Consider the following 23,680-nt stretch of genomic DNA (forward strand, 5'->3'; position numbering starts at 1 on the left):
TGTTGCTTAATAAGAATATGTTTTTTTGAAAATATGTTAATTTTTATTAGCTCTCAATTTCGTTGCTAACGTGTTATTGCAGAGGAAATGCACTATTACACACTTCCAAACGAATAGTTCTAAAACCTCGAAATCTCCTGGATCATTTTTACTACAAAATTATCCACCGATGCATGAACAAATGTCAAATATGAACCGTTCCTTCTGTAATGCATGGATGCAACAGGACAATTCCCCCCATTGTCCCAATATGGAAGATTATATAAAATTTGAACTAGGGTACCCATTACATTGAATAGATTTATTTATTAGTTGGTTGGTTGTATGTCTCTTTTGTCACCCGTTAATTAGTAGTGTTAAACATTAAAGACAATCAGGGGGAATAGTATGAAGACAGAAAGGCTTAAACCCATATTTAAGGGCACGTTAATTGCTAGTTTGCTGGTTTCTGCAGGTTTGCCATCAGGAGCAATTGCTGAGCGAAATTTTCAGAATAAACAGAAAAATATAGAGCAGATGTTGATGAACTTAACGGATCAGCAAAGGAAGGCATTGAAAGAGCTGGAAATCTCGCCTGGTTTCACCATATCACCCGAGATAAACCAAAATAGCTCTGAAATGGTTGACGTAATCGTCGAATTTAATCAGGCTCCTGCAAAAGTAGAAGTTGCAAAGCAAGCTGTCAAAGGGAAAAAAATGTCTTTATCTTCTGCAAAAGAAAAAGCAGAAAGCGAGCATGATACGTTTAAAAAAGAGTGGAAAAAGGTCAAAAAATTAAATAGGCCAGATGATGAAAAAATGGAAGATGCCAAGATAACGAAAGAATTCCACGCAGCATTCAATGGGGTAGCGATGACGTTGCCGGCAAGGGCAGTTCAAGAGCTGCTCAGTACAGGAGTCGTGAAACGAGTATGGAAGGATAATGAAGTTAAGCTTGATCTCCCACAAGAGGCAAAAGAAATGAATTCAGGGACTCCAACCCATGCAGATGACAGTCTTTCACAAATTGGTGCGGACAAGCTTCACCAAGAGAATATTACAGGTGAAGGGATTAAAGTAGGGGTTATTGATACAGGTATTGACTATAACCATCCGGATTTAAAAGACTCTTATAAAGGCGGATACGATTTTGTCGATAATGATTCAGATCCGATGGAGGCGACTTATCAAGAGTGGAAGGATTCCGGGAAGCCTGAATTCAATGGTTCCAGTTATTATACATACCATGGAACACACGTTTCCGGGTCCATCGCGGCATCCAAGGAAAACAGCTCTCCAGCGGCCGTAAAGGGGGTAGCCCCTGATGTCGATCTTTATGTGTACAGAGTGTTGGGTCCATATGGAAGTGGATCGACCGCTGCTGTAATGGCAGGGATTGACAAGTCAGTAACAGATGGTATGGATGTTATCAACCTGTCTCTAGGGTCGAATATTAATGACCCTCTTAATCCGTCGTCTATAGCGGTTAACAATGCCATGCTCTCTGGTGTGGTTACGGTCGTTGCGGCAGGTAACACAGGCCCTAATGAAAAAACACTGGGATCTCCAGGATCGTCTGCATTAGGAATAACAGTTGGTGCCAGCGATGTGTCAGTAACGATCCCGACCATTACTGCCAATTCGGGAGATCAAGAAATTAAGGATATGAAGCTGTTAGCACAAAATTTCACAGATAACTTGGAAGACCTCCAGAATATGACCCTTCCAATTGCTGAAGTGGGGATCGGGACACAAAGCGATTTTAAAGATGTTGATGTAGCTGGTAAGGTAGCGTTCATAGAACGCGGCCTCATTACTTTCGATGAAAAAGTGCAAAACGCAAAAGATGCAGGTGCTAAAGCGGCGATTATTTATAACAATGTGGATGGTGAAATAGAAGCTTTTATAGGCAAAGGGACTAATTATATACCTGCTTTCCGCCTATCAAAGGCTGAAGGGGAACAACTGAAATCACAAGCAGAAATTACCTTTGAGTCATTAGGAAGCGTCAAGACAGGGGGAGATCATTTAGCGGAATTCAGTTCGAGAGGGCCAGCTCACGGGAATGATGACGTTAAACCAGATGTCGTTGGACCAGGTGTGGCGATATCCTCAACTTTTCCTGAGTTTATCAATCATCCCGAAGAGGGAGAAAGTTATGATACTGCATATGGCCTTCTAAGTGGAACATCAATGGCCTCTCCTCACGTAACAGGTGCTGCAGCACTCATCATGCAAGCTCATCCCGAATACACACCTTTTGAAGTGAAGGAAGCGTTGATGAATACTGCTGATGAAATGAATGGTGACTATTCCGTTAATGAAGTTGGCGCTGGCCGGATTGATGTTCATGAGGCAGCCCATGCGGATACATTGGTGAAGGTTCTGGACAAAACGATGCATGAACAAGATGGCAGCCTTGTCGAAATCGATGAAGAAACGGGTTCCATTGCTTTTGGCACTCACTTTAAAGAGGGAGAAGGACATATTGAAGACAGCAGAAAAGTAGTCATTCAAAATTTAAATGAAAAAGATACGAAGGAATTTATCACAAATGTTGAATTTTTACCGGCTAAGGGACAGATTCAAGATGCCGGCAAAAATGGGGTAGAAGTAACGATGCCCGATACGATATCTGTAGAAGCAGGAAAATCTGCAGCAATTGAGCCGGTTATTCGTGTTTCAGAAGTTGCGGAAATCGGACGTTATGAAGGATACATTCACCTTGTCAATTCGAAAAATGAAGAAGAGAACTACCAAATCCCTTTTGCCATCCGTGTAACAGATAAAGGATTTGAGAAGATGGAATTGACAAGACCGATGATTACAAATGACCCCGTCAATATGCATCCGTATACGACGCCATATACCAATGCAATCATCAATTTATCAAGCCCATTAAAGACGATTGATATGTTGGTGAGAGATGAATCCGGGGAAGCAATTGGATTTATGGGGACCATCGATGCAAGCCATTTAATGACTGGTATTGATTATTGGGGCGATAAAATGTTTACTGGACTGGTATACCCATTCACCAATGATCCTTCCCAGCCAGTTTCTGAGGAAAAGGTGAAATTGCCGCAAGGTATTTATACGTTTGAAATGATCGGGTATGATGAGCAGGGTAAAGCATATAGTAAGGACGACATTGTTATGATTGACAATACTTCTCCAAAAGTGGAACTATCCATGGAACCTGGCCTGTATGAAGTAAATGATTCAATGTATACGGCCGAAGATGGATATGATGGCCAAGCAATATGGGTACATGGAAATGTATACGATGATGCCGTCGACAAGCTCAAAGAGAAAGGTATCAATATTGATCAATCAATCCATGGTGTACTTTGGTGGGAATACAACTTCTATAATCATTTATTTCTTAACCTGGATAGTGAAGGAAACTTTAGATTCCCTGCTATGAAGGAAAGAATTGACAGCATGACCTATTTAGATACCAATGTGTTTGCCTTTAATAATGCTACAGCATCCGAAGAATATCCAGGAGGCATTAAGAACTACATGTTCATAAAAGAAGGAACAGAATATGTGGTTCCAAATTATGATAAAGATAAGCTTCGTCTGGGTGACGAAATTACGATGACATTGAATTTGAACAATGTTCAGCAGCTAGCCTCCGGGGAATTCAGCATTCCTTTTTATAAAAGTTTGTTTGAGTTTGAAAATGTCAAAGTCAATGAGGAATTTAAGCAATACGCTGAGCAAAAAGGGGCATCAGTTAACTTATCTGAACCGACAGTCACTGAAGATTACTCTGGAATGAAAGTCAAAGTAGGGGCTTCGATTGACCAAAATGAGTTGAAATTCGATCAAGATCTGCCATTCTTAGATGTCACGTTCAAAGTCATTGGTGACGAATCCTACGCCCCGCAGGACATGACATTTGAAACGCGTTCTTTTAAGTATAAGAAAACATCAGATTCTGATCCTTCTATTATCCGAGTATTAAAAGACAAGTCATTTAGGATTCTAGCTGGACATTCTGAAGTGAGTGGAATGATTGAGCCTGAAGCTTTCTATAAAGAAAATGGACAATTGGATCATTCAATCGACTATTCTAAGCTTGGTGCGAAAGTATATGCAAAAGCGGCGGATGGTGAAACCTATGAAGCATCTGAAATTTTTGATAATGGACGCTTTACAATCGATAACCTTCCGTTATCAGATAAGGAGTATGATATCTATGTGGAGGTACCAGGTCATCTCTCGAGCAAGTTATCGACGAAACTAGTAAAAGAGTTCGATGGAGAACTAGCCGGTGTACGAGAGTACGTTGATATGGACAAAGCTCAGGCTGGTGATGTGAATCGTGACAAGATGGTTGATATCCAAGACGCGATCATCTCCGTTTTCTCATACGGAAAAGAAAATGTAGGGGTTGACAAGGGAGACATAAACCAAGACGGAAAAGTAGATGAAACCGACCTTCGCTTAATCGAGAAAAATTTCTTGGAAAAAGGACCTGATGCCAAAGAGAATAAAAAACCAAAAGAAAAACATGGCAAGGTTACGTTGGAAAAATTATTCCGTTCAATTGGTCTTGAAACATTAAATTAGTGAACACAAATAAATGCCAGGGGTGCATCCCTGGCATTTATTTTCCATTATTAATTAATCAGAAAAAACTTTTGTAGCAAGCTCAAGAGCCTTATGGGTTTCTTCTGTTTCTATGTAATAATGAAAAAGTTCCTTTTCATATTGTTGGACCAACGATACATAACCACGTTTCTTCATGTAGGGGAGGGCGTTAGTGATGAGGTAGTTATAATAGTTAGTATGTTGGTTATGTAGTAGAAGTTGGAGAAGTTTAAAACTGATAGTATATAAATATTCATTGAGGGCCCTTGCAATGGAAATCCCTTCGTATACAAGCTTTTCTAGTTCATTACTTGTTAATGAATGACCGTAATAACTGCTCCGGATGAATCCTTCAAGAGAGGTTAAATAGCATGTTGAGTTTTTTTCTTTCAGGCTCATGGATTGTTCGTACAGTCTTTTTGCGGATACATATTCGCTTCGATTATAGTATTCATAAGCAAAGTTATGCAGCACCTGTGCTTTCTTGTCAAAAGCATGACATAAATCGCATGTTTGAATTAACGCGTCATATTGTTCGACTTTCTGTTGAAAATCATTGTGCCCTTTACATTCACGCGTCTTCAACATAATTATTTCGGCATCGATCATCATAAGCAGGTTATTACTATTGATAAAAAATCGTAATGACTTTTCTGCATAGTAATAAGCCATTACTTTTGAGCCTGATGCAAAGTAGGAGGCAGCTAAGGTTAAAAAGTACTCTTCATTATTATACTCTTCAATGTTAATTGTTCCTAAGGCAGCGAGTGCTTTTACTACATCTTTCTTGGACAAGTAATACATCCCTGATAAATGCTTGAGTAAATTTTTTTCGTACGGAGGCAAATGTTTATGATTCTTTTTTACAGCTTTTATGATTTTATCAGCCTGTTTTAGTTCATGGTGCAGTAGATGGTATCTTGCATTCAGGAGTTCATAAAGAACTTGATAATCACTGATTGTTAGTAATGGTTCTTTCTCCAATTTATTTTTTATCGATTCGATTTCTTCATCGCGTTCTCTGATCATCGCATCATGCCAACAGTGAAGGAGCCTCTTGATATTTTGGTACCGCGTTAACTCCTCTTCAATATTAATCCCGAGCCGTTTAGAAAACAAAGAGGTGATTTCTGAAGAATAATCCGTTTTCCCCTGTTCGATTTTACTAACATGTGTATTTGAGCAAATCCCGTTTCCAAGCTGTTCTTGTGTTAGTTTGGCTTTCTGACGATAAAATTTAATGATTTTCCCTTTATCCATGCACATCCACTCCATAATTGAAAGAATAGTAATGAATAAATACCTAACATTCAAGGTATCAACAAAGCCTGTTTAGTCTCTCTTCTTGCCCATTTTCTATCATTTTCCTTTGATTATAATTAAATTTGATGGGATAATATTTTTGAAAAATTCTATCAAATTCACAACAATTCAGAGAGTTTGTTCATGGCAACAGCTCAACTCGTTTAATGAAAAGGAACAGGTGAATCAAATGAATGCTGCTCTCTATCAAGAAATTCAAAAGTATATGCAAATGAAAAATTGGAATAAAACAGAACTTTCCAGGGAATCTGGTATTCATATCAGTGAGATCAGCCGTATTCTCAATCATAAACAACCTCTTTCATTGCAATATTTGGATGCGCTTACGAACGCATTAGGCCTCTCTGAAGGGACGTTCTATCCCTACTATTTAGAGGAGTGCTTAAATGAAGGAAACCGGGCGGACAAACGAAGAAGTATAAAGTTCTTGTATAAGTGTGTAGCAGAGGGGTACGAGAAGCATTCCAAAGAACTTGTAAATGTAATGTTGGAGGAAAAATCAAAAACGATTAGAAATAAAAATTTATTTTATATCTTTTCCGTTGCTGAAAAGATCTTTCGGGAGGGAAAGGGGGAGAAGGCCCTTCCTCTCTACGAAGTGGTGATTGAAAGCGATTTGGATCGTTTTTCAGAACAAGTCGCTATAAGCTATTTCAGGAGGTTTTATATTGTAAGAGGAACAGACAAAGGGCAGCATGCACTATCTTATGTGTTAGACCAATTAGCCTACATGCCGACTGAGATAAGGCAGGAAGCCTGCATGTGGATCATGGCAGACTACTATCGGCGTGAGGAATGGGGACAGGTTCTAAATTATGCAGAAAAACTGGAGAAAATGGACGGTGAAGGAGAATATTATGGACGTGCCCTTATGTACAAAGGCTTCGCTCTTTCAAGGTTGCACGGAAGCCTTGAAGAAGTGCTTGGAATTATAAAAAAATATGCACAAGTAAATCATTTTTACGCGGAAATGGCTGTTGGAAACCGCTATGTTGCACTCTTGGATTTTGGACAATTGGAGTACGTGGATGAGTATCTCTCTTGGTTGGAAAGCAGGGACGATATATATGCCGGCTTACCCAGGATTTTCGAAACGTACATTCAATTAAATCGATTAGAGGACGCAAAAAAATTAATTGACAGGTTCAAACACGTCATCCGGGATATGTCCGTCAGTAAGGAGCCGTGGTTAAAAGAAAAAAGGTATTTAGACTTTCGCTACGCCCATGCTTTATTTCAATGTAAAAACAGTAAGTATGATGAAGGTCTGAATGAACTATTGAAAGTGGCAGACTCATCAATGAAAATTGGAAATATTGAAAGGTTGAAAAAATGTCTGGTGGCATTTTGGTTATACAGAGCCTACGCCACACCACAACATGATGAGAAATACTATAAAATATTAAGTACATGATATCGAACATCTTTCAAATTTTATTTAATAAATACTATTGACTCCCCAAAATTTTTTGGGGGGTTTTTGAACGTTTATACAAAGTGAGTTCCTGGTCAAAAAAACATAAAAATTCCATTATAGGTAAGTATAATAGAAACCATTTATGATAGCTGCAGGTGAAAAATTGTGAAACTTACCTATAAATTATCCAATATCCTCGACGAAAATATTGAAGCAGTCAAGAATTCCTTTCGTGAAACCGAAGATTTGAAAATTAGAGAAATCTCCTTTCTGAATGTCGACTGTAAGCTGATTTATCTAGACACGCTAGTGGATAAAAAAATGATGGAAAAAAATATCATTGAGCCAATCTTGGATTGTAAAGATGAAGCTGTACTTGAATCCGTTATAAAAAACGCCGAATATAGTCGAAGGATTGACTTGGAAGGCACGGTGAATAGCTTGCTGGAGGGAAGCTGCGCCTTGTTTGCAGAAGGGGAAAATTCTGTTCTCCTGATGCCCGTAGCAGCCGCTGATGAAAGAGCCATTCAAGAACCTGAAAACGAACATATTATTAAAGGCGCCCATGATGGGTTTACTGAGGACATCAATAAGAACATCTTCTTAGTCAGGCGAAGAGTGAAAAACCCCACGCTCTGTATAAAAAACACTACACTGGGCTCTCTTACAAATACGAAAGTATCGATCCTGTATATTGATGAATTAGCCGATCATGGACCATTAGATGTGTTAATTCAAAGGGTAGAAGCGGTAGATGTTCAGGAACTCCAATCGGCAGGGGAGCTCGAGGAATTGATTGAGGACAACAGTTACACTCTTTTTCCACAAATGTTGTCAACCGAAAGACCTGATCGGGCGGCATCCTACTTATTAGAAGGAAAATCAGTCGTCATTGTGGATGGAAGTCCCCATGTGTTGGTTTCTCCGATTACATTTTTCAGTTTTTATCAATCACCTGATGATTATAATAGCAGGTGGCTGATCGGCTCATTCTTTCGCCTCATCCGTATATTCAGTTTTCTAGTCGCAATATGTTTACCCGCCATCTATATCGCGGTCGTTTCTTTTCATTCAGAGGTCCTCCCACTTGGAATTCTTTATGCTATCAGGGTTCAAATTGAATACATTCCCCTGCCTCCTTTTTTTGAGGCGATTGCGATGCAGCTTGTGCTGGAACTTTTGAAGGAAGCGGCAATTCGTCTCCCCTCACCGATCGCACAAACAATCGGAATTGTAGGTGGTTTGGTCATCGGGTCTGCAGTAGTAGAAGCGGGGTTTATTTCCAATACGATGATCGTAGTCATTGCACTCACGGCAATCGCCTCTTTTGTAGCCCCAGTTAACCAAATGGGGACGGGGGCAAGAATCGTAGCTTTTCCTATTATGATCGCTGCTACTTTATTTGGATTTTTAGGAATTGTCCTCGCTCTTGGAACATTATTAATTCACCTTTGCAGATTGGAGTCATTTGGAAAACCTTATTTAGCACCTGTAGCCCCCCTCCATTTTAAAGGGCTAAAGGATTCACTAATCAAAACGAAAAAGAAAAATAACACATCAAAACAAACGTAGGTAATCCTGAAAGGAGAGTGTGATTCCGTCAATGTCACAGACAGGATCTTTAACGAGCTGGCAAATATTCTTTCTTATGATTCAAACTCAGGTCGGATTTGGAATTCTCCGGTTGCCCAATATTCTACAAAACACAAGTAAAGGAGACGGCTGGTTGTCAGTGCTTGTGGCAGGAGTATTTCTCCAGTTGTTTCTGTTGATTATCTGGCTGTTATTGAGACGGTTTCCTGACTTAATCTACTCAGAGATCACCACTTTTTTACTGGGAAAACATGTAGGAATCTTGGTCAATATAATCACTTACGTTTATTTTATGGTGACTGCTTCGTTTGTTTTACTGCAATTCACCTCCATCATCAAGGAACATCTGTTGGTGACCACCCCTTATTGGGTAATCGGGATGCTGATGATGCTTACCTGTACGTATTTAGCTATCGGTGATATTCGTATTATCGCCAGATTCTTTGGAATCATATCGATTCTTTTCCTTATATTAATGGGACTCTCTTTCTTCTCCTTTCTTTTGCCTGTGGACCTGCATCATATTCTTCCCTTAGGAAAAAGCGGTGTAAAGGATGTGATCAGAGGGAGTAAAGATTGCTTGTTAGCTATTTTAGGATTTGAAGTGATCTTGTTTTTATATCCCCTTGCATCTAAGAAGGGAACGAAATTCTTAAGAACGATCACATGGGCCAATGTTTTTGTAACGGGATTAACTACCTATTTTGTGATCCTTTGCATCATGGTTTTTAGCGAAGAACGAAATCGCTATCGCGATGGCTTAAAAGATTCCTTCCAACTAAAAAAGGCAAAAAAAAATGAAAAAGTATATTCTTTTGTGGTATTGTTTAATCGCCAAACAAAACAAACCGTAGAAAGAACGTACTTTTTCATATGCCTATTATATCATCGTATTCCTCGTATTTGTATACCCTTATTCTTATTACCAAAAATCGACCACCTCCAAAGAGTAGATAGACATTATTTATCTATTATTCTAGGAGGCTATTTGCGTGGATTATCATCAAAAAATTGAACTTTATTTCGAACTTAAAGGAACACCAGACTCCTCGAGGGAGTCCTATAGGCGGAGAATGAAGGCATTTGTTTCGTTTATGGAAAAGCAAAATAAAAAAATCTCTGACACGACAGAAGAGGACATTCAACAATACATCCTTTTTCTGAAACAAGTGAAAGGACTCACCCCGGGGACGATTAACACCTACATTTCTTCAATTAAATTCTTCTACACTTACGTGTTAGAAAAAGAATGGAACCCATACAAACTTCCGAGGATGAAAAGAGTAAAGAAGTTTCCTGTCATCCCACCCAGGGAAGACGTCCTTACTATTCTCAACTCCTTTCGAAACATCAAGCATAAAGCTATTTTTTATTTAATCTATAGTAGTGGGCTTCGTGTAAGCGAAGTCGCCCGATTGAAGATTAGGGATATCTGTAGTAAATCCATGAGGATTCGTGTGGATCAGGCCAAACATAATACCAATCGATATACCATACTATCCGAATCAGCACTTATCGTGCTTCGAGAGTATTTCAAAGCCTCTTTCAAAGGGAGACCCTACAAACCGGACGATTGGTTATTCCCTAGTAATAAAAATCCATCGGGACATATCCATATTAAAACGATTAAAAATACGATGATTAGACTCCGGAATAAACTGGAGTTAGAGACTACTATTTCAGCTCACACGTTAAGACATTGTTTTTCGACCCACTCATTGGAAGATGGGATTGACCCTGTATACATTCAACAGATGCTTGGTCATAAAAACCTTAATACGACACTTGGCTATTTACACATGACCTCAAAAAGTTTGATGGGCGTGAAAAGTCCTTTAGATAATCTGGGAAAAGACCAACGATGAGTACAGTTCAAGAACTGTTTCATACCTTCTATCCCACTTACAAAGAAACATACAAACGCTCTATGGAACAAGCAAAGGCAGCCACAAACATGATGAACTGCAGGACTGCCGCAATGGGTGGACATTCTTACGAATGTGGGTCCTGTAACCATTCCTTAGTACGGTATAATTCCTGCCGAAATCGGCATTGTACCCTATGCCAGGGAGTAAATAAGGATATTTGGGTCGATCAACGAAAAAAAGATATTCTCGATGCCCCTTATTTTCATGTCGTGTTTACGATGCCAGAACAGCTGCATATGTTGATCTATCATAATCAGAAACTCCTTTATGATTTAATGTACAAAGCTGTCGCCGAAACGCTAACCGAACTGGCAGGTGATAAAAAGTACTTGGGAGCACAGATTGGATTTTTCTCGGTTTTACACACCTGGGGGCAAAACCTTCATTATCACCCTCACATCCATACCGTTGTATTGGCCGGTGGACTAAATGATCGAAATCAGTGGCGCCGTTCAAGTGAGAAATTCTTTATTCCAGTGAAGGTACTGTCTAAAAAGTTTCGGGGAAAGTACCTCTATTACCTGAAACAATACTATCAACAGAAACAATTGAGATTCTTTAACGAGTCCAAGAAATATCAAAATGCGAAGTCTTTTCAAGCATTGATTGATGAGTGTTACAAAAAAGATTGGTATAGCTATACGAAAAGGACCTTCTCAGGACCTATCGCCGTCATGGAGTACCTTGGCCGTTACACTCATCGAATTGCCATCTCTAACAATCGGATTGTTTCCGCTGACAAGCAATCCGTCACGATTAAAGTGAAGGATTATAAACGTAATCAAAAAAAGACCGTAACCCTGAAGGGTGTAGAATTTCTCCGTCGCTTTCTCATGCATATCCTACCGAAGGGGTTTGTGAAGATTAGACACTATGGTCTCCTGGCGAACCGGAATAAAAAGTCCAAGCTGAAACTCTGTCGAAAGCTAACGAAAAGCCCTACGTACAAACCATTGTTTGAAGGATTAAACAAGATTGAGATTCTTTCTATTCTTATCAAAAAGGATGTTTCCCTCTGTCCTTCCTGTAAAAAATCGCATTTAACAGAGGCTATACCATGATCGTCAACAACCGAATATTTTCTTTGAAAAGCCTCTTAAGTGGGGAGGGGGAAACTATATTCTTTACAGTCCCGGAAGGGATTTAGCTGACTCTTTTCCCGGAAAAACATCAAAAAACAGAAGGATTTCGTTACCGATCAGCCGATTGAAATTCCATAGCCGGGGACCGCGACTTCCTTCTTCCTGGCAATCAAAAATTTTGCGTGCATTCTTATTACAAATATAAAGTGAAAAGATCCAACTAGATTATTACCCTAGTTGGATCTTTTTGCGCGCAAAACTTCCAATTGACCCCTTTAAGAACCGTCCCTGAGACATATTAAATATCCGGTGATCTACTTTTTGAGGCCGCTTCATTTTCAAATGGTAGACCGTCTTGATTTACTATTTGTATCAATATGGATTGTTCCTTTGGCAGCATCGATCGTCATTTATTTATACTTGGGCAGTAAAAGCCTTTCTTTTTTCAAAGGCAAATCCTCTAAACTTGTTTTGATGAATAGTACATTGGTTTTCATCCTGTTTACCATTGTGAAAAAGGATCCCGAATCTCAGCAGCTCTATTCCAGCTATGTAGAATACTTGAGTTATACCGTTGTATTTGCAATCCCATGCATGTTGCTATTGTTTTCTTACCTATTAAAGAAGAGGGGGAAGGAGGTTTCCCAATGAAGAAAATGCCGGTTTTATTCTTTGCTTTATTCCTTCTGACAGGGTGTTGGGATCAAAACCAACTAAAAGACAACAGAATTGTAAATGGGATAAGTTTTGACACGGCAGAAGAGTCAGATCATATTCTGGGTACAGTCAGGGCCATTGATATTCGAGGTGCTGGTGGAGGGAAATTCGAAGTAAGTGATGAAGTTTATGTTTCCGAGAAGGAATCCGTTTCCCAGCTTGAAACGGACCTTCAAAATAAAGTATCAGGTAATATGGATGTGGGAAAAGCATTCATCATGATTATTGGGGGAGATTTGGCACAGAAAAAAGGCATCAATTCATTGATTGAGCCTATTCTTAGGTCAACCAATGGATATATTTCCTCGCGGATTGTTATAAGTGAAGGAAAGGGAAATGAAATCTTGTCATTGAAACATAGTGATAGTCCTATAGTATTTGAAGTCGACAACCTTCTGATCGGTGGCACAAAGGGGACGTATATTCCTGAAGAAACAATTTTTACGGTCTGGAATGATATATCCGACAAAACAAAAGACGTTATTCTTCCCTATATTAAAAAAGATGACCAAGACAATCTGCTGCTGGCGGGGTCAGCATTATTCAACGGTGATAGGTTCACTGGTGATACCCTTACAACCACTCAAACCTCGCTGCTTCTCCTATTACGGAATGAGATGGGGAAAAGAGCAAAGCTTAGCATAGATACAGAAGAATTTAGCCAGCCAATAACCCTGGCGATCGAAAGTGCTAAGACAAAAATGGATGTTAAAAAACAAAATGGAAAAGTGACATGTACGATTACCGCTGATTTAGAGGGAAGGATTCTAAGCTATTATGAAGAAAATCCTTCAGATAGTATCAAACATCTAAATCAGCTAGCTTCAAAGAAAATCACGAAACAAGCTAAGGAACTTACCGATCTGTTAATCAAAGCTAACAGTGACGCCTTAGGAATCGCCAAAGAGGTATCTGTAAACTACCATGAATCATGGGACCCTGAAAAATGGAAGCGGGAGTATCAACAAGTAGAAATAAAGCCTAAGGTAAATGTTAAAATCATGGGAACAAACAATATTCAGTAGTATTCCTATTGCTGGAAGAAAGGCTTAATTCTTTGTCCAATAAAAGGTGATGAATAAAGGTTACCCATAATTATAAAAAGACAGGTTCCTCCGGGGAAGCCTGTCTTTTTTGTTCGTTCTGCGAAAGTCTTGGATAGGAGGGGGAGAGGAAATGGGAATTCACATAAGCTGATTTCTGATCTAAGCATTATTCTGGAATTTATAGAAGCATATTCTATGAAGCTACTGGAATGGTATGAATTTATTATGATGTAAAGGGTGAGAAGATGAAGAGATCATTGATAAGAACACTATCGATTGTATTTATGTTCGTATTACTTTTAATTAGCTTTGTAACTAGACCGGGGAAATCAAGAGAAAGCTCTCCAGTATGGGAGTAGATTGGTTCAAAATTGTTAAACGATATTTACTTTGGAGTTGCAACCAAATTTTGCATGGTTATTAAGGAGGACTCCTCTAAATGTATACATAATATGACCCTCTAAAGAAGACATTATGAAATACATATCTTTCTTTGGAGGTCTTTATGTCAAAATTCAAGATACTGATAAACATCCTCGCCATCTCTCTTTTAGTCTTTATGGGGAGTGGCCAACAAGAAGAAGTAAGTGCATTTTCTACTCAAATTCTTCAAAGAGGAGCAACAGGAGAAGATGTTATAGAATTACAATCGAGGTTAAAGTACATTGGATTCTACACAAGCGAAGTAGATGGGGTATTTGGATATAATACATATTGGGCGGTACGGATATTCCAGGAAGAATTCGGAATGCCCATAGATGGTGTGGTTGGGCCCAAGACTAAAGAAAAATTAGTCAAAGCCACTGTATATAATAAGTCAGGTTCATCAGGGGGTAGTACAAACGTCCCGAATGGCTACTCACAAAATGAAATACAATTAATGGCTAATGCCGTATACGGAGAATCAAGAGGAGAGCCTTACACCGGTCAAGTGGCTGTCGCTGCAGTAATCATCAACCGTGTGCAGAGCACCTCATTTCCCAACACCATAGCTGGAGTGATCTACGAACCCGGGGCATTTACTGCAGTGGCTGATGGGCAAATTAATTTGACACCCAATGAAACAGCGAAAAAAGCAGTACTGGACGCTATTAATGGTTGGGACCCCAGTGAAGGAGCCATCTATTATTTCAACCCTGACACGGCAACAAGCAGCTGGATCTGGAGTCGTCCCCAAATTAAGCAAATCGGAAGACATATTTTTTGTAAATAGAACCAAATTCGAAAAGGACATTTGTAAAGTGGAATATATCGTTTTTAGACCACGGGTACGGGAAAAGAGTACCTTGGTTTTTTTTATTCTCAAAAGCAAGCCTCTATTAAATCCTCTAAAAATAACCTCATCCAACTATTTTTTTGGGGGTTCTTGTTTCAATTCAGTCGACTAAATCAACAGAATAGGTACAAAAAATGCTTCCAACCGGAAAATTTGGGTAGTGGATATAGTGATTAAAGACCGGTCATTCTGTCATGCATCAAGATAATTCTTATGAAAATGTAGAATGATTCAAGTTTAATGCGATTGGTTAATTGAGTAATAGTACCTATACGCTTATGAGTCTCTGCTCCTGGAAACCCCAATACACCAAGACTGCGAGCTGTGTAATAATTTAATTAGAAATCAGAATCTTAAAGAAATTCTGATTAGAAGGAAACTTCTTTACTTTGGGCAAATGAAACATAATACAACGAGAATAGAGGGTGAGAAATGGAGAAGATTGGAACAATTGCAAAAAGAGTAATATCAATCACAATCTTTTTACTCATCATGATGATCATCATTTCCATCTTCATAAGCCTGAACAACAGTAAACCGCTATCCTTGTTCGGGTACAAGCCGCTGACTGTATTGTCGAATAGTATGGTTCCCACCTTTGAGGCTGGCGACGTGATTCTCACCCGAGAGATGGATGCAGAAGATCTTAAAGAGGGAGATATTATCTCCTTTTACAACCAGGAGGGTAACCTGATTACTCACAGAATCACTTCGATTGTTGGGGAAGCCGGAGAAAAGCACTTCTATACACAAGGTGATAACAATAATACGGAAGATGAAGATGTCACCACTGCAAATGAAATCGTAGGAAAGGAACTCTTTCACATTCCCAACCTTGGTTTCCTTTCTCAGTATACGAAGGGCCCGATGGGTTTCTTACTATTCATAGTAGTTCCATTAGCGGGGTATGTGTGTTTATCGGTTTATGAAAGAATCAAACAGAAGAAGAAGGAAGAAGAGTTTATCAAATCATAAATAACATTGGGGGATTGACATGTTTAAGTTGAAGAATGCCTTTTTGGGAAGCGCTTTAGTTGGTGCAATCGTTGTGTCAGGGAGCTTTGGTACATATTCTTGGTTCACATCCGAGACGAATGCCGCAGGAGAGATTACGAACGGTACACTAGAAATCAACAATGGTCAAGATATGGATACAAAGATCGTCGAAGCTACTGGGTTTGCACCTTCCCAATTAAAGTACGGTGAATGGTTAAAGATTGAAAACACAGGGGATATGGATGCTTATCTTAAAGCTACCTATAACCAGTCTTTAAGTGCAGATGTTCCTTTAGATGCTTATAAAGTAGGTTATATTGCTTATAAGTTCTCTGAAGGACAAGAAATGACAGACGACATCCTGGAAGAATCAAGAATCTACTTAGATGAGTTATTCAATGGGACAACCAATGAAGTGAAATCTGTGTCCAAAGCGATCGCTCCAGGGGTTGAAATGGTCGTTGGATTTGTAGAGGAAGAAGTTCAACCTGCGGCAAAAGGTATGAGCGGGAAAACCAAGATGGTACTTGGGGATGGTTCTAAAGATGGCGAGAAGCATGAATTCTGGCAATTGAATAATGACCAATATATTGATCTTTCTTTCGCAATTAAACTGGACGAAAAGGCTGGCAATGAATACCAAGGAGTTTCATATACATCAAATTTGAATGTAACAGCCAAGCAAATGGATGATGGAGCAAAAAACTAAGGTATCCCTAAAAAAATATATACTTGGTGAATAACGTTTGAAAAGACAATCGATGGGAGACAATCCTGATAGATTGTCTTTTTTTTTACTCTTAAATAAAGGAGATTGAAAGGTGATGAAGAAGTGCTACTGGAGTGTCCTTTGTCTTCTCTTGATAATGTACATGGGAGGATGTCAGGAGAACACAGGGGAGAATGCCTATAAAAACAAAGAGGCGGTGAAAGAGACAATGAATTCGCCAGTCAAAGTGGATCCATCGATTAATCTTTCAAGTGAGAAGGTTATTTCCGTTATTGTTGAATTTAAGACAAAACCTGCCAAAATAGCCGTTTTAGAAGCTGAAGCTCATGGTATGGATATGACCTTGGATAAAGCCAAAGAACACGTTGAACAAAGTCATCAGGCTTTCGAACAAGAACTTCATGACTTTCTGGATGATAATAAAGTGGATTATCGCATCAAACATAGGTATAAGACAGCCTTTAATGGAGTTTCCATGGAATTGCCTGCATCCGAAATCAAGAGATTTATGGGATCCTCTGTTATTTCCAGGATCTATCCAAATGAGGAAGTCCAACTGGATCCCCCTATCCAACCTTCAGATCAAATGTAAATATAAAGCTAACCCCCACCCCTCCATTAATAAAAGGTGTGTGGAAGTTAGCTTTTTTGCTCATTTTACATAGGCACAATCATTTTCGAAAAATAGTATAAATATGTGAGAGAAATCGGGAAAATAGATTGAGTATTAAGAACTATATCCATTTTCTTTATATTTCTAATTAATTGAAAAAATTTCAAATAAATAAGAAATAGCGTGTATATTTGATTGAAAAGTACTTCATGAAGTAAAAATGGTAAAGATTTGAGATGAAAGAACCAGGTAAATGGTACTTCAGTAAATGGTTAGGACGCCACTGAAAACCCCAATTTTCTCATGATTAATTATTAGTATAATAGGTGTAGAACTTATATCAATATAAAAAATATAAAGCGTTGGAACTGTTGTTTGGATGAAATGAACCAACTAATCTACATCATCCTGGAGGTTGTATCATGCACATTGGGACATTTATTAAATATTATCGAATCTTTAAGGGGATGACCCAGAAACAGGTAGGTGATGGGATTTGTACACCTGGCCATATCAGTAAGATTGAAAGCGGACATCTACAGATTACAAAAGATAAAATCGAGTTGTTCAATCAACGGTTAGGAATTAACATTGAGAAAGAGTTAAAGGCGTTTAAAAAATGTCGATTAGATTTGGAATTGTGGCACGATGTCATGATCAAACAGGTAAATGGAAAGGTAGAGTTATTGAAGGAGACGATTGAACAAAATCCAATAATCAAGATCGAAACTCTGAATGGCACCTATAAGCTCTTGATAGCGAGATACTTAATTATGAAAGGTGATGTGAAAAAAGCTGCATTTTATTTGAATCAGTTTTCTAACAAACGTCTGTCCTTTCATATGTTCGATTATGACTTTCAGTTATACTACCATATAAGAGGCATGTATGAGTTAGAGATAGGAAATCCCCAAAAAGCAATAGCGTCCCTGGAGAAAATAGATCGTGATATTTATTCCAACCCTGAATCTTACTACCATATGTCAGTTGCCTATCACGACCTGGGGCAGTATGAAAAGTCCTTCATAAATAGTCAGTTGGCTCTGAACTATTTCAAGGAAACGTTTAATTTTACAAGGTGTATAGACGCTGCTACGATTGAGTTGGCAGCGGAAGCCAGAAGAGAAGAATGGAATCTAGTATCATTGGTAGAAAAGTATGACGAGTTGATTCAACATTGTGATAATCTGCATGATCATAGAAGAAAAGCCATTCTTCTTCTGAATTTAGGAAATTTATATCGAGACGTAATGAACGATAGAAAGGCAAGAGATGCTTTTCAAGTAGCATATGGATTATTAAAGCATGAGGCCGATAAAGAAATGTATGTAAAAAGCCTATTTGGGTATATTGACTGTTCCATGAATGTAGACGATTCTGCAAATAAAGAAAAATATGCAAGTTTAGTAGAAGTAGGAAAAGCATTGGTGGGAGATATGAAAAATTCGGTCTTGAATGCTTTCTTTACACTACTTGAAATCAGGGTCAAAGAGGGAGAGGGAGCGTACTATCAATATATGGATCATGTCATCATACCTCTATTAAAGGAAGAAGGGCAATACGCTCAGTGCAACTATTACATCCAAAAGCTCTACACCCATAATCAAATGGATGGGAAAGAGGTAAAGGGAAAAGAGTGTGTTCTGAATTAATCAATAACCAGTAAAGGAGCGGTTAGATGGAAAATCCAGATCGTCTGATTTCCTCTTTTGAAGAGGTGTCATTCAGTGATTATAAAATGCCAATCATCTGTATCTATTCCAGTCCGAGAGATTATCAGGGTATGTTTGTAGCTAGGCTATTCGATTTGAATCAACCTACCCATACTATTTTAATGAGGCCATCATTAGAAGCGATCAGAAATGAAATTCCCGGACGTTTCTCCTTAGTACCGAAAGCAAAAGGAGAAGATTCCAGTATTGTTGAAACTTGGATATAATTTATAGAAAAAAACATACATGAGTAGCCCAAACCATGGCCATGGTTTGGGCTACTCATGTATGTTTTACGTGTTTTCATTGGCGGATGGATAGAATTTATTTTCGATTTTCTTATACTCTTCAAGTTTTTTGGTGAACCGTGCCAGCTTATGGACTTCTTGCAGGAGGAAGGTCTTATCCAATTCATAGATGACTTCTCTTTCTATATGATCAATCGTATTGCAGGCGAAATCCCAAAGATCTTTATGTTTGGATGGTTGAATGGATTCTGCAATAAGGGCGAGTGCCCGCACAATGTCCGTGATAACAAGATGATTGTCTTTTGCATAGTGTCGGATATAACCAAACCCCCGATACAGGTAATAATCAAACGGTTCGGATTGAAGAATGACCCGGATTCTTCCTTCTTCATCGATTAGATAAGGGGTGAAGGATAAGTGATCCTCTATTGTCAGCATGAGGTCTGCCATCTGATCGATGGTATTAGACGCCGTTTTAGGGTCATCATTCCCGAGTGATTTGATGGCAACTTCGGCCAGCTTGTGAATCCCCATCTGCAAGTCTTGGATTTCAGTTTCTTTATGCCCCATTTCAATGAAGTCGAGGTAGAAATTTGTTGAAATATCCTTTGTGTCGGGTCCCCATATGCTCACGATTTCATTGCCGGCCAAAACGTAGTCCCCGACTTTGTAATGAAGTTGAATGACGAGGTTCTCAGTCTTTGCACGTTGAATCATTCCTTGAAAATCGATTAATTGGATATAGCCCGATCCCCTGGAACTCACGTGAATGATATTCTGTTTATACTGATCCATCGTATCGCCATGTTCTGTCGTACGATGGGTCTCCAAATCTTTTTTTAGCGTCTGGTTGATCATCACTTCAGAAACCTGTTTCATATTGTACGTGATATTATGGACCTGCATCCACGTTGACGCATGATTAATGAAGAATATGAATGTGAGGGCTGACAGGAACGCCAGTACGATCGTCATGACCGGGGCAGCAACAAACATTTCCTTCTTTGAATTTCCGATAAAAAGGAAAAGGAGGAGCACATAAACGAAACTGCCATTGAAAATGCCAAGGGCGTGCTGCGTTTGTTTATCCGAAATGAAATCCAACAGCATCCTTGGTGAAAACTGCCCGCTGAACATCGTCAGAACGACGAGCAAAGAGTTAAGTGTAAAAGCACTGAGTGTCAGGATGCCTCCAATGAGCGTGCTGACCAGTATGCGGGTGACCGAAGCATCCATGCTTAATAGATCAAACGTATACTGTGACACTTCCAGATAGAGATCTAAATAGAGGGTAATGGCGACCATGAGCAAGGACAGGCATATGTAAATAAAGGGCATATACCAAATGGTGAGCCTGATTTCATGCATGCGCTGCCGTTTTGACATGAGCAAATATTTTTGAATGGATAAAGGGAGGATCTTTTTCAACATGTTCGAACCTGTCCTTTCTAGTAAATGGATATGGGTTAGTTTTCCCTCTCTATCACGGTTAAAACTCCCTTTATTCAAAAAGAGTGATAGAAAAGGGATATTCTGCACTAAACCTATCGGAAAAAAACTTTCCCACCACAGTAAAAAGAATTTTTAAAAAATAACAAAAATTCTATTGACGAAGGGGAAGATCCCCTATATAATCCAATTCATACTCAAAATATCAAGTGAAAACATAACGTTATATCTCTTATCAAGAGCGGCGGAGGGATAGGCCCGATGAAGCCCGGCAACCTGCAGGATCAGTCTGTAAAGGTGCCAATTCCTACAGATTCCATGTGGATCTGGAAGATAAGGGGAGGAGCATGATCAATTAGCCCTCTTCTTACAAGAAGAGGGCTTTTCTGCATACCCTCTTTCTTTCCACCACGCCTTCAGACAGGAATCGTACGTGCAGGTCAAACCGGAAAAAAGGGGGCTGAATGATGTCAGCGATAAATGTGGCGCTTCTGGGCTTCGGAACAGTTGGTCAAGGGGTCTATGAAGCCATTGATACTCATCAGGAAAGATTGAAAGAAGTACTAGGTAAAGAGGTGAAAATAAGGGCAATCCTCATCAAGGATCCCTCTAAGCAAAGGGGAATCGATCCGGCGATCAGGGTTACGACGGATTATAAAGACATTCTCGACATACCTGACCTTCATGTGATCTTTGAAGCGATAGTAGGGGAAGAACCAACTTATACGTATGTAACACAAGCAATCGAAAAGGGGATTCATGTCATAACGGCCAATAAAGCCATGTTTGCAAAATACGGCCCCGAGCTTCTGAAGAAAGCTTCAAATAAAGGGGTGTCACTTGGTTTCGAAGCGACCACGGCGGGAGGTGTCCCGGTCATCGGCACCATCCGTCAGCTCCTGAAGGTAAATGAAATCAGAAGCATTCAAGGAATATTGAATGGGACATCCAACTTTATTCTATCCCAAATGAGGAAAAAGGGGCTTTCCTTTGAAACTGCTCTAAAGCAGGCTCAGGAGAAGGGATATGCCGAGGCGGATCCGACGAGCGACATAGAGGGATATGATGCCTTTTATAAGCTTCTGATCTTAAGTCAGACCGCCTTTGGCAGGCAGCCGGACTGGAAGGATATCCGGCGGAAAGGAATCACACACTTGACGGCTGAATGGCTGCAGGCGGCCGAGTCCTTCAGGTTGCGGTTCAAGCATGTGGGTTCACTGGAACGGGACGGATTCAATCGCATCAACGGGGGAGTGGAACCAATCCTTGTCCACGACACCCATCCTTTTTACGGGGTGGAGGATGTGGAAAACGCGATTTCACTGAAAGGGAGTCTTGTAGGGAGGATTACACTGCTGGGTCCCGGAGCCGGGAAATTTCCGACGGGAAGTGCCATGGTGGAGGATTTTCTCTCCCTGATAGAGGGGAAATACACCGTTGCTCCCGAAAAGACGGTGACGAGCGAAGATCCCCAAGAAGAAAGCATGGGGCAATGGGTACTGCGGTTCAAGGAAAAAGAGGAGTATCAAAGCTGGATGACACCGTTCACCTTAAAGGACCGGATTCAGCTTGGAAATGACCTTTACGTCTTTGTCGAAGGAAGACAAGAAGAACTGGATTCCCTTCTTCAATCACATGAACATATTCAAGCTGTATCGATTCTAAATGAAATTCCTCTTGAAAACGAAGTGAAGGAAGGCATGGCTGTTTCATGACGTCATCATTGAAAGCAGAAAATAGATCTGATAGAAAGTAGGGGGATCACTTGGGTATCATTGTTCAGAAATTTGGTGGAACCTCTGTAGGTTCTGCGGATCGCATGAAGCGGGTGGCCGGTCAAATCGTGAAGGAAAAGGAAAAGGGAAATGATGTCGTGGTGGTCGTATCGGCGATGGCCAATACGACGGACACCCTTGTGAAACTGGCAGGGGAACTTTCTGATTATCCCGGTAAAAGAGAGATGGATATGCTCCTCGCGACAGGGGAGCAGGTCACGATTTCCCTTCTGACCATGGCTCTTCATCATAGAGGGATGAAGGCCGTGTCCCTGACAGGTCGGCAGGCGGGGATCCGGACCGATGCAGTGTTCGGCAATGCAAAGATCACTTCCATCGATACGGGAAGGATAAAAGAGGAGTTATCCGCCGGGCGAATCGTTGTGGTGGCCGGATTTCAAGGGGTCACCGAAGAGGGGGAGCTCACCACTTTAGGCAGGGGTGGATCGGATACGTCCGCTGCTGCACTGGCATCAGCCCTGAATGCGGATCGATGCGACATTTATACGGATGTGGACGGGGTGTATACCTCCGATCCGAGAGTGGTCCCCCGGGCTGCCAAGATCGATGGCCTGTCCTATACTGACATGCTCCGGTTTGCCATGATGGGAGCGAATGTCCTCCATCCGAGAGCGATTAAACACGCCAAGGAACATGGAGTCCCTATGATCGTCCGTTCCAGTTTAAAAGAGGGACGGGGAACCGTGATCAGCGGGAAAGTCCAAAGAAATGATGCCATCGTGGGAGTAGCCCTACAGGAAGAAATCTCCCTCCTTACGATCCATGGCTGTGATGGAGGGGAATCCTTGATCCTTTATGATCTTGATTCCCACCATATCGAAACAGAAAGAATCAGGCACCGTCAAGGTCTTGTCCTCATCATCAAAGATCAGGATGTTCCCCTGGTGAAAAAGATCGTCAGGAAATATAACCAGGCTTACTCCCATTTTGACATAAGGGAAGATGTATCGAAGGTATGTGTGATTGGAAGCATCCAGTCTTCTGGTGAAGTAAAAGAAAAGGTCACGAATGTCTTTCATGATTACCACATAGGGAAGGTGTCCGTATGGGAATCGTCAGTGGGCTTAAGCGCCATTGTCGATCGCACAGATGTTGAAAAGGCCGCCAGAATCCTTCATATGCACTTCGGGTTGGATTATATCGAATCCAAAAGGGCGATTTTATAAAAGAAAG

General features: G+C 40.1%; 18 protein-coding genes and 1 riboswitch. Of the genes, 16 read left to right on the top strand and 2 right to left on the bottom strand.

Going from position 1 to position 23,680, the window contains the following annotated elements:
• The first annotated feature begins 387 nt into the window (after positions 1-387).
• Complete coding sequence (locus tag ATG71_RS07650; protein WP_098439105.1) at positions 388-4,560, top strand: S8 family serine peptidase; 4,173 nt, start codon at positions 388-390, stop codon at positions 4,558-4,560.
• 54 nt (positions 4,561-4,614) lie between these two features.
• Here the strand turns inward: ATG71_RS07650 and ATG71_RS07655 are convergent, their stop codons facing one another.
• Entirely contained in the window at positions 4,615-5,841 is a 1,227-nt protein-coding gene (locus ATG71_RS07655) for a helix-turn-helix domain-containing protein (protein WP_098439106.1), read from the bottom strand.
• A gap of 142 nt (positions 5,842-5,983) precedes the next feature.
• Here ATG71_RS07655 and ATG71_RS07660 point away from each other — a divergent pair, with 142 nt between their 5' ends.
• The 13 genes from ATG71_RS07660 to ATG71_RS07715 all read left to right on the top strand — a co-directional run bounded on the left by ATG71_RS07660 (position 5,984) and on the right by ATG71_RS07715 (position 19,241).
• On the top strand, positions 5,984-7,318 hold the full coding sequence (locus ATG71_RS07660) for a helix-turn-helix domain-containing protein (protein ID WP_142953461.1): 1,335 nt from the start codon (positions 5,984-5,986) through the stop codon (positions 7,316-7,318).
• Positions 7,319-7,486: 168 nt separating this feature from the next.
• A complete protein-coding gene (locus tag ATG71_RS07665; RefSeq protein ID WP_179886490.1) occupies positions 7,487-8,893 on the top strand; it encodes a spore germination protein in 1,407 nt (468 codons plus the stop codon).
• A gap of 31 nt (positions 8,894-8,924) precedes the next feature.
• Positions 8,925-9,929: a GerAB/ArcD/ProY family transporter gene (locus ATG71_RS07670; RefSeq protein WP_098439109.1), complete on the top strand. Its 1,005-nt coding sequence runs from the start codon at positions 8,925-8,927 to the stop codon at positions 9,927-9,929.
• A complete protein-coding gene (locus ATG71_RS07675) occupies positions 9,907-10,779 on the top strand; it encodes a tyrosine-type recombinase/integrase (protein WP_286162865.1) in 873 nt (290 codons plus the stop codon). Before ATG71_RS07670 ends, ATG71_RS07675 begins: the two co-directional genes overlap by 23 nt.
• Positions 10,776-11,903, top strand: a complete 1,128-nt coding sequence (locus ATG71_RS07680; protein WP_098437389.1) for an IS91 family transposase — start codon at positions 10,776-10,778, stop codon at positions 11,901-11,903. The genes ATG71_RS07675 and ATG71_RS07680 overlap by 4 nt, the downstream gene beginning before the upstream one ends.
• A 318-nt stretch (positions 11,904-12,221) precedes the next feature.
• Positions 12,222-12,575, top strand: a complete 354-nt coding sequence (locus ATG71_RS23960) for a GerAB/ArcD/ProY family transporter (protein WP_353616311.1) — start codon at positions 12,222-12,224, stop codon at positions 12,573-12,575.
• Complete coding sequence (locus ATG71_RS07685; protein ID WP_179886491.1) at positions 12,572-13,666, top strand: Ger(x)C family spore germination protein; 1,095 nt, start codon at positions 12,572-12,574, stop codon at positions 13,664-13,666. The genes ATG71_RS23960 and ATG71_RS07685 overlap by 4 nt, the downstream gene beginning before the upstream one ends.
• Positions 13,667-14,192: 526 nt before the next feature.
• A complete protein-coding gene (gene sleB / locus ATG71_RS07690) occupies positions 14,193-14,900 on the top strand; it encodes a spore cortex-lytic enzyme (protein ID WP_098439111.1) in 708 nt (235 codons plus the stop codon).
• A gap of 495 nt (positions 14,901-15,395) precedes the next feature.
• Positions 15,396-15,938, top strand: coding sequence for a signal peptidase I (locus ATG71_RS07695; protein WP_098439112.1), 543 nt, complete (start codon positions 15,396-15,398; stop codon positions 15,936-15,938).
• 19 nt (positions 15,939-15,957) lie between these two features.
• The gene (locus ATG71_RS07700) at positions 15,958-16,668 is read left to right on the top strand and encodes a hypothetical protein (protein ID WP_098439113.1); all 711 of its coding nucleotides are present in this window, start codon (positions 15,958-15,960) and stop codon (positions 16,666-16,668) included.
• 115 nt (positions 16,669-16,783) lie between these two features.
• The gene (locus ATG71_RS07705) at positions 16,784-17,281 is read left to right on the top strand and encodes a protease inhibitor I9 family protein (protein ID WP_098441751.1); all 498 of its coding nucleotides are present in this window, start codon (positions 16,784-16,786) and stop codon (positions 17,279-17,281) included.
• Between the two features lie 443 nt (positions 17,282-17,724).
• On the top strand, positions 17,725-18,954 hold the full coding sequence (locus tag ATG71_RS07710; protein WP_098439114.1) for a helix-turn-helix domain-containing protein: 1,230 nt from the start codon (positions 17,725-17,727) through the stop codon (positions 18,952-18,954).
• A gap of 26 nt (positions 18,955-18,980) precedes the next feature.
• A complete protein-coding gene (locus ATG71_RS07715; RefSeq protein ID WP_098439115.1) occupies positions 18,981-19,241 on the top strand; it encodes a hypothetical protein in 261 nt (86 codons plus the stop codon).
• Between the two features lie 66 nt (positions 19,242-19,307).
• Here the strand turns inward: ATG71_RS07715 and ATG71_RS07720 are convergent, their stop codons facing one another.
• Entirely contained in the window at positions 19,308-20,693 is a 1,386-nt protein-coding gene (locus tag ATG71_RS07720; protein WP_098439116.1) for a DUF2254 domain-containing protein, read from the bottom strand.
• A 247-nt stretch (positions 20,694-20,940) separates the two neighbouring features.
• Positions 20,941-21,051: riboswitch (SAM riboswitch) on the top strand.
• Positions 21,052-21,175: 124 nt separating this feature from the next.
• On the opposite strand from ATG71_RS07720, the gene ATG71_RS07725 reads away from it, so the two are divergent.
• Both ATG71_RS07725 and ATG71_RS07730 read left to right on the top strand, forming a co-directional pair.
• The gene (locus ATG71_RS07725; RefSeq protein ID WP_286162947.1) at positions 21,176-22,426 is read left to right on the top strand and encodes a homoserine dehydrogenase; all 1,251 of its coding nucleotides are present in this window, start codon (positions 21,176-21,178) and stop codon (positions 22,424-22,426) included.
• Positions 22,427-22,476: 50 nt separating this feature from the next.
• On the top strand, positions 22,477-23,673 hold the full coding sequence (locus ATG71_RS07730) for an aspartate kinase (RefSeq protein WP_098439118.1): 1,197 nt from the start codon (positions 22,477-22,479) through the stop codon (positions 23,671-23,673).
• Positions 23,674-23,680: the final 7 nt, after the last annotated feature.

The organism is Bacillus sp. es.034 (assembly GCF_002563655.1).
Classification (GTDB): domain Bacteria; phylum Bacillota; class Bacilli; order Bacillales; family Bacillaceae_B; genus Rossellomorea.